Origin of the sequence: Caulobacter segnis (genome assembly GCF_003243465.1) — a bacterium.
In the GTDB taxonomy this organism is placed as follows: Bacteria; Pseudomonadota; Alphaproteobacteria; order Caulobacterales; family Caulobacteraceae; genus Caulobacter; species Caulobacter segnis_A.
Window position 1 is genome coordinate 1 of the sequence record NZ_QFQZ01000131.1, and the last position, 6,955, is coordinate 6,955.

8 protein-coding genes are annotated in these 6,955 nt (G+C 68.1%); 2 read left to right on the top strand and 6 right to left on the bottom strand.

The window, feature by feature from the left end; all coding sequences use genetic code 11:
- The coding region (locus DI526_RS22670) for a copper-binding protein (protein WP_304283092.1) at positions 1-223 on the top strand (223 nt) is incomplete at its 5' end.
- Positions 224-276: 53 nt separating this feature from the next.
- Entirely contained in the window at positions 277-1,380 is a 1,104-nt protein-coding gene (locus DI526_RS22675; protein ID WP_304283095.1) for an acyltransferase, read from the top strand.
- Between the two features lie 9 nt (positions 1,381-1,389).
- Here DI526_RS22675 and copD read toward each other — a convergent pair whose 3' ends face one another.
- From copD to DI526_RS22705, 6 genes are all read right to left on the bottom strand, one after another.
- Positions 1,390-2,316 (bottom strand): copper homeostasis membrane protein CopD, encoded by a 927-nt coding sequence (gene copD, locus DI526_RS22680; RefSeq protein WP_304283100.1) that lies wholly within the window; start codon positions 2,314-2,316, stop codon positions 1,390-1,392.
- Between the two features lie 3 nt (positions 2,317-2,319).
- On the bottom strand, positions 2,320-2,682 hold the full coding sequence (gene copC, locus DI526_RS22685; RefSeq protein ID WP_168077130.1) for a copper homeostasis periplasmic binding protein CopC: 363 nt from the start codon (positions 2,680-2,682) through the stop codon (positions 2,320-2,322).
- An 89-nt stretch (positions 2,683-2,771) separates the two neighbouring features.
- On the bottom strand, positions 2,772-5,114 hold the full coding sequence (locus DI526_RS22690) for a heavy metal translocating P-type ATPase (protein ID WP_304283104.1): 2,343 nt from the start codon (positions 5,112-5,114) through the stop codon (positions 2,772-2,774).
- A 429-nt stretch (positions 5,115-5,543) separates the two neighbouring features.
- Positions 5,544-5,843, bottom strand: a complete 300-nt coding sequence (locus DI526_RS22695; protein WP_304283106.1) for a hypothetical protein — start codon at positions 5,841-5,843, stop codon at positions 5,544-5,546.
- Entirely contained in the window at positions 5,840-6,007 is a 168-nt protein-coding gene (locus DI526_RS22700; RefSeq protein WP_304283108.1) for a hypothetical protein, read from the bottom strand. The genes DI526_RS22695 and DI526_RS22700 overlap by 4 nt, the downstream gene beginning before the upstream one ends.
- Before the next feature lie 335 nt (positions 6,008-6,342).
- On the bottom strand, positions 6,343-6,955 hold a 613-nt coding region (locus DI526_RS22705; protein ID WP_304283111.1), incomplete at its 5' end, for a hypothetical protein.

The window sequence follows — 6,955 nt, forward strand, 5'->3', positions numbered from 1 at the left end:
CGAGGCGAGCGCGCTGGTCGAGGCGGTCGGCGTCGTGCGCGCCATCGACGCCAAGGCCGCCAAGGTCACTCTGGCCCATGAAGCGATCCCGGCGCTGAAGTGGCCGCCGATGACCATGGCCTTCAAGGTCGCTGATCCCGCCCTCCTCAAGGGCCTGAGTGTCGGGACCAAGGTGCGCTTCAAGCTGCAGGGCCAGACCATCGTCGGCCTGACAGCGCTCTAGCGCCCACCGGGCCGGCGCTCGCCGGCCCCAACCATCACCTCGGGGGAGGGACCATGTATCCGTCGGACATCCGTCCGCTCACGTCGTTGCGCATCTGCGCGGCGCTGTGGGTGCTCGTCTATCATTTCCGCAACCACCTGGATCTTGGTCTCGAGCGCTTTGGCCTGGCCGCCAAGGGCTACCTCGGCGTCGACCTCTTCTTCATCCTGTCGGGTTTCATCCTCAGCCACGTCTATACGCGGGCCTGGGCCGAGCGCCGGTTCAACTATGGCTCCTTCCTTTGGGCGCGCCTGGCGCGGGTCTATCCCGTCCATCTGGTCACCCTGGCCGCGACGATCGCCATCTGGCTCGCGGCCCTGAAGCTGGGCGTCCGCTTCGATCCCCAGGCGTTCGACCCACGCATGCTCCCACAGCACCTGTTGCTGGTGCATGCCTGGGGCACGACGCCCACCGTGCAGTGGAACTTCCCCTCCTGGTCGATCTCGGCTGAGTGGTTCGCCTACCTCGGTTTTCCGGTCGCGGCCATCGCCTCGGTTTCGCTGAGGCGTCGGCCACGCCTCTTCGTCCTCGCCGTGCTCGCCCTGTTCGTCGCCATGTTCCTGACGGCTCAGGGGCGCGGGGTGCTGTTCACCGACATGAGCGCCCAGATCGGCGCCTTGCGGATCATCCCGGCCTTCCTGATGGGCGCGGCCCTGCATCGCTTGGGATCGAGCCTGAGCCTGCCGGCCGGCATGGCCGGATTCGGCGCGCTCGCCGCGACGGCCTGGGTGGCGATCGCCGCCAGCCTGCGACTGAGCGATCTCTATATCTGGCCGGGTCTGGCGATGCTGATCTTCTGCCTGGCCGAGACGTCCAAAGCCGCGAAGCCAGGCGCGATGTCGGCGTCGGCGCTCGTCTACCTCGGCGAGGTCTCCTACAGCCTCTACATGGTCCACCTTCCAGTCGACATCGTCTATTTCCACGCCCTGGAAAGGCTGGCGCCAAGCCTGTCCGGCGCGGCGATCGCCTTGGCGTGGGCAGGAGCGTTCGTGGCCTGTCAGCTGGCCGCGATGGCCGCCTACCATCTTGTCGAACGGCCGGCGCGTAACTGGTTGCGGGGGCGCGATCCCTTCGCGCGGCGCCCCACGCCCGAGCCGGCGCACGAACCGGTGCTCTGAACGTTGCGGCTATTGCGCGCTGATCGGCGCGAGACGCCCAAGCCAGGCGACCACGGCGACAAGCGCCATCGCCGCGCTCAGCTCCAGCACAAGACTGCGCCGCAGCGCCTTGACCGCCGTGCTGGGGGGCGCCGGCTCGATCAGGGCTTCGCGCAGGGCCGGGGTCAGGCCAAACCGGTTGGCGGCGGCCAGCACGACCATGGCGCCGAAGAGAACGAGTTTTAGAAGCAGAAGAAGCCCGTAGGGCGTGCGGACCAGAGCCGCAACGCCCATGGGCCCGACGAGGAACCAGCTGTTGATCAGGCCGCTGGCGACCAGCACGGCGACGACGCCCGAGCCGATGCCCGAAAAGCCCGCCAAGGCGGCATGGAAGGTCGGCGCCTGTCGCGCGTCACGCCGACTGACCACGGCCAGCCCCAGAAAGAACACCAGGGCGCCGACCCACACGGCGGCCGCCGCGAGGTGGGCGATGTCGGCCGCCAGGTGCAGGCTCCCGCCCGGACCCTCCGTGGCCGCGCCATGACCCATCCAGGCCATGCTCGCCGCTGCGACGGCGCCGAGCGCTGACGCGGCGATCCAGGCGGCCCGGCCGGGCGGCGCGAGCAGAAGCACGTGCAGCGCCACGACTGCGGCCAGGGCCCGCGCGAGTGAGGCCGCGCCCATCGCCATCTCGCTGATCACCGAGCTCAGGATCGAGGGATCCAGCGCCGCGGAAAGCGATCCGGCGACCACGGCCGTTTGCAGCACAAGACCCAGGAGACTCGCCACGACCAGCAACGCGGCGCAGCCCGCCAGAAGCCGACGCGGCCAGCCCAGCGCCACGGCGCTGGACGGACCCGCGGCCGGCAGGGCGTAGAGCGCGAAGAGCGCCCCGCCCGCCAGGACGAAGCTCGTCACATATTGCGCCCAGCGAACGAGGACGACCGCGGTCTCCATCGGCTACTTCACCGTGAAGGTCAGGGTTCCATCCATGCGGTGGCCGTCATCGGCGGCGGCCGCATGCCAGGTGAGCTTGTAGGCGCCCGCCATCAGCCGACCCTTGGGCACGCCCGTGATCGTCTTGTGGTCGGCCGAGACGGTGGTCTTGACCGACGTCTTCATGCCGTCGGCCATGGCCAGCTCGAAGCTCGAGAAGGCCGGGGCGAGCTTTTCATTGAAGGTCAGGCGGATGGTCTTGGGCGCGGCGACCGTGGCGTTGGCGGCGGGGTCGGAGGCCACCAGCTTGGCGTGGGCGCTGGCCTGGCCGCCGGCCAGGATCGAGGCCGACAGAACGGCGGTGGCGAGGAAAGCGCGATAGGTCATGGGGCGGGTCCTGTTGAAGGGCGACTTTGTCCTAAGTCCCTACGCGGGCGGCGGCCCAACCCCTCAACAACGCCCGCGCCATTCAGCGCCTAAAGCCGCACCGCCCGGAGGCGCAGCGCGTTGCCGACCACGCTGACCGAGGACAGGGCCATGGCCGCCGCCGCGATCGCGGGCGACAGAAGCCAGCCGAACACCGGATAGAGCACCCCCGCCGCGATCGGCACGCCCGCGACATTGTAAGCGAACGCGAAGAACAGGTTTTGCCGGATGTTGCCCATCACCGCCCCCGAGAGGCGCCGGGCCTTGACCAGGCCCTCCAGGTCCCCGTGCAGCAGCGTGACCCCCGCGCTCTCGATGGCGACGTCCGAGCCCGCGCCCATGGCGACGCCGACCTCGGCCGCCGCCAGGGCCGGCGCGTCGTTGACGCCATCGCCCGCCATGGCGACCTTGCGGCCTTCGGCCCGCAGGCGCTTGACCACGGCGGCCTTCTCGTCGGGCAGGACGTCGGCCTCGACCTCGTCGATGCCCAGCCGCTTGGCGACGGCCTGGGCGGTCGTGCGGTTGTCGCCGGTCAGCATGACCACGCGCACGCCGTCCGCCTTCAGGGCTTCGACGGCTTTCTGGGTGGTCGGCTTGACCGGGTCGGCGATGGCCAGCACGGCGGCGACCGCTCCGTCGATGGCGACATAGATCGCCGTGGCGCCGTCCTGGCGCAGCGCGTCGGCCTGGTCGGCGAGCGGCGCCGACGCCACGCCTTGCTCGTCCAGGAAGCGGGCCGAGCCGATCGCCAGGACGCGCCCCTCGACCTTGCCGACCACGCCCTTGCCCACGGGCGAGTCGAAGTCTTCGGGATGCGACAGCGGCAGCTCCCGCGCCGCCGCGGCTCGGACGATCGCGTCGGCCAGCGGATGCTCGCTGGCCCGCTCCAGGCTGGCGGCCAGGCGCAGGATCTCCTCCTCCGTGAACCCCGCCGCCGGGCGGATCGCCGTGACGGCCGGTCGACCTTCGGTAAGCGTGCCGGTCTTGTCGACGACGAGGGTGTCGATCTTCTCGAAGCGCTCCAGGGCCTCGGCGTTCTTGATCAGGACGCCGGCGGCCGCGCCGCGGCCGACACCGACCATGATCGAGATCGGCGTGGCCAGCCCCAGGGCGCAGGGACAGGCGATGATCAGGACCGAGACCGCCGCCACCAGCGCGAAGGCCATGCTCGGCGGCGGACCGAACGCCGCCCACGCGCCGAAGGCGATCAGGGCGACGAGCATGACGGCCGGCACGAACCAGCCCGATACCCGGTCGGCCATCCGCTGGATGGGCGCGCGGCTGCGCTGGGCCTCGGCCACCATCGCCACGATCTGCGAGAGCAAGGTGTCGGCGCCGACCTTGTCGGCGATCATCAGGAAAGAGCCCGTCTTGTTCAGCGCGCCACCGATCACCTTGTCGCCCGGCGATTTGTGGACCGGCATGGACTCGCCCGTCACCAGCGACTCGTCGACCGAGGCCTCGCCCATCAGCACCCGGCCGTCGACGGGGATCTTCTCGCCGGGGCGGACGCGCAGGTGGAAGCCGACCTGAATGTCCTCGACGGGAATTTCGAAATCCTCGCCGTCGAACATGCGGCGCGCGGTCTTCGGCGACAGGTCCAGCAGGGCCTTGATCGCGCCAGAGGTGTTCTCGCGGGCGCGCAGCTCAAGGACCTGGCCCAGCAGCACCAGGACCGTGATCACCGCGGCGGCCTCGAAATAGATCGGCGTCGAGCCGTCGGGACGGCGGAAGGCGGCCGGGAAGAGCTGAGGCGCGAGGGTGGCGACCACGCTGTAGGTCCAGGCCACGCCGATACCCATCGCGATCAGCGTGAACATGTTGAGCTGACGCGTCGCCAGCGAGCGCGCGCCGCGCTCGAAGAAGGGCCAGCCGCAGCCCAGCACCACGGGTGTGGCCAAGGCCAATTGGACCCAATTGGACACCCCTGGCGCCAGGTGAAGCGCCATCAGTCCGACGTGGCCGCCCATTTCCAGCGCGAAGACGGGCAAGGCCAGGGCCAGGCCGATCCAGAACCGGATCGTCATGTCGCGCAGTTCGGGATTGGGTCCGCTGTCGGCGGTGACGGTCAGCGGCTCCAGGGCCATGCCGCAGATCGGGCAGCTGCCCGGGCCGGACCGCCGGATCTCTGGGTGCATCGGGCAAGTATAGATCGCGCCCGGCGTGGCCTCGGACGATGCGGCCGTCGGCGTGGGGGCGCCTTGCAGGTAACGTTCGGGCTCGGCGTCGAACTTGCGAGCGCAGCCGGCCGAGCAGAAGTGGAAATGCTGGCCCGCGTGCAGTCGGTGCTCCGGGGCGGTGGCCGGATCCACGCTCATGCCGCAGACGGGATCGCGATGCTCGCCGGCTGGGACACCCGGGTGATGGCCATGGTGCGAGTTCGAACCGGTCATCACTTCTCTCCATGCGATACGATCATTCGCAATACGCATGGCTCGAAGCTATCCCTCGTTGCGCTGGATCAAACGGCGACGGCTACTGTCGGCTTTTCAATTGTCGGAGAAGCCGATTTCGCTCGCTACCCAGTTGGCGTCGCTCCCTGGCTGAGCGCTATTTCCGATAATCTTTGTTAGACGCCACACGTTAAGACGTTAGCGGCGATCTTTCCTTCGCGTCACTGACTCCAATTCCTGCGAATCGCAGCTGTGCCTTTAGCCTCCCTCCAGGAACACGACGTTCAGTGGAAGCGCATCGCGCAGCTGGACCGCAGTCAATCTGGCGATCCGAGGACCTCAATACCAAGCGCGGGCTATAGAGGCCGCCGAGCGTGGTCGAGGCCAGGAGGACGGCGATGACGATGACCTTGTTCATGGTCGTCTGCTTCAGGCCGGCCGCGAAAGCGACCGGGGTGAATGCAGAGTGCTGAGCAGGCCGGCGGCCAGGGTCAGGGCCGCGCCTACGGCCAGGCCGATCCTGGGCGCGACCTCGACTGGCGCGGCGTTGAACAGTAGGGTCATAACGACCACACCGGTCGTCTGGCCCGTCAGGCGGGCCATCCCCTGAAGTCCGTCGGCCGCGCCGCTGCGGGCCTGGGGCGCGGACAGGAACATGTTGCGGTTGTTGGTGACCTGCAACAGGCCAAAGCCCAGACCGCAGAGCATGACCATCGGCATGATGGTCAAGGGTTGCCCGCCAGCGGCCAGGCCGAGGCCGCGAACAGTCCCGCCGAGAGAAGCGCGCAGGCCGCCGCGCATAGCCAGGCCGTCGAACCCGGGCTTGCCAGGCGACCGGCGAAGGTGGCCGACACCGCCACCATCAGCGGCCAGGGCGTGATGTAGAGATCCACCAGCCGTTCCGGAGGCGTCGAGCGGAGCCCACAAAGAGAGTTGTGATCCAGGACGGCATAGGGTTCCCCCGATATCGGGTCAGGGGTGTCGCGCCCAATTCGTGGGACCCAATTCTGAGCATCCGCGACGAACCGGAAAGGCTCGCCGCCCGCAATATGTCCTTGCGCCCGACGCCTCCTGTGAGGCGCCAGAAATCGATCCCCTGCCCGGCCATCAAGACGCTTGCTGCTGCGGCTAGGCAGCTCCATGAGCTGCCCTTGGGATTGCTTCAGACTCCGGACATTCCGTCGCCGGCGCTGTTGGCACAGATCGATCCTAAGGCGGAGCTTGGATGCTAACGGCGGCGCATGTCGCCGATGACTTCGAAAACGGCGTCTACGATCGCCTGCGGATCGTCGATTTCGATGTTGTGGCGCGTGTTAGGCACGATCCGGTTCCTGCCTTTGCGGGAAAGCCGCGCGGTCTCGTCATGCGCCGCGTTCCAGGCGAAATGACTGGCAACCTCAATCGGATTGTCGCGGTCGTAGATGCTATGGGTCAGGACGATCAGCGGCTTGTCACCTAAAGCTCCGGGGCGGAACAACAGAGTGTAAGCACTATCCCCGCGGCTATCGGCATAGACGCTGTTCGCCAGCTCGGAAGCTTGGGCCTCCTGGTAGGCGTGCGTCACTTGCAACCGCTCCCGTTCGGCCGCGATCGCCGGGCCGAGAGGAGCTCTCATCGGGTCTGTACAGCGCTTGTAAAGATCAGAAGCAGGATCGAGATCGTGGTCTCGTGCGGCGGCAGCACAGGCCTCATAATTGGCTACGGCTCCGGTCATGTCGGAATAATCCTCGAGTTCGGCGCGCGCGGCGATCTCGACGCCAAACTGATCTTCCCCCGAAAAAGTGGACGGGGTTAAGCCGCTCTGCGTTCCATCTCGGCGGGGCTGATATAGCCCAGAGCCG

Bases quoted from the DNA above. Each gene is read 5' to 3' on its own strand.
- DI526_RS22675 (WP_304283095.1), top strand. From the start codon at position 277: ATGTATCCGTCGGACATCCGTCCGCTCACGTCGTTGCGCATCTGCGCG.
- DI526_RS22690 (WP_304283104.1), bottom strand. From the start codon at position 5,114: ATGACCGGTTCGAACTCGCACCATGGCCATCACCCGGGTGTCCCAGCC.
- copC (WP_168077130.1), bottom strand. From the start codon at position 2,682: ATGACCTATCGCGCTTTCCTCGCCACCGCCGTTCTGTCGGCCTCGATC.
- copD (WP_304283100.1), bottom strand. From the start codon at position 2,316: ATGGAGACCGCGGTCGTCCTCGTTCGCTGGGCGCAATATGTGACGAGC.